The 451-nt window shown below is 81.2% G+C and carries 1 protein-coding gene; it reads left to right on the forward strand.

Annotation, left to right across the window (positions count from 1 at the left end):
• Nucleotides 1–451 (forward strand): AlkA N-terminal domain-containing protein (locus G3I53_RS05745; protein ID WP_275406488.1); only part of this gene is annotated, 451 nt, incomplete at both ends.

The following is a 451-nucleotide window of genomic DNA, read 5'->3' on the forward strand; positions in this document are numbered from 1 at the left end:
CCCGCTGCGCCTCGCCCACCGCGGCCCCTGCCCCACCGGCCCCGTCTTCGACCTGCTCGCACGCGAGGCCGTCCCCGGCGTCGAGACCGTCGACGGCCCGCCGGGAGCCCGCACCTACCGCCGCACCCTGCGGCTCCCCTACGGCATCGGTGTCGCGGCGGTCGACGAGCGCCCCGGCACCGCCACCGGCGGGCAGGGGGCACGCCCGGGCGGCTGGCTGGACGCCCGCCTCCACCTCACCGACCCGCGCGACCTCACCACCGCCGTGCAGCGGCTGCGGCGCCTGTTCGACCTGGACGCCGACCCCTACGCCGTCGACGCCCGGCTCGGCGCCGACCCCCGGCTCGCCCCGCTGGTCGCCGCGCGCCCCGGGCTGCGCTCCCCGGGCACGGCCGACCCCGACGAGCTCGCGGTGCGCGCCCTGGTGGGACGTGACCGGGCCGCCCTGCTG

This window comes from Streptomyces sp. SID14436 (assembly GCF_010548465.1).
GTDB lineage: Bacteria > Actinomycetota > Actinomycetes > Streptomycetales > Streptomycetaceae > Streptomyces.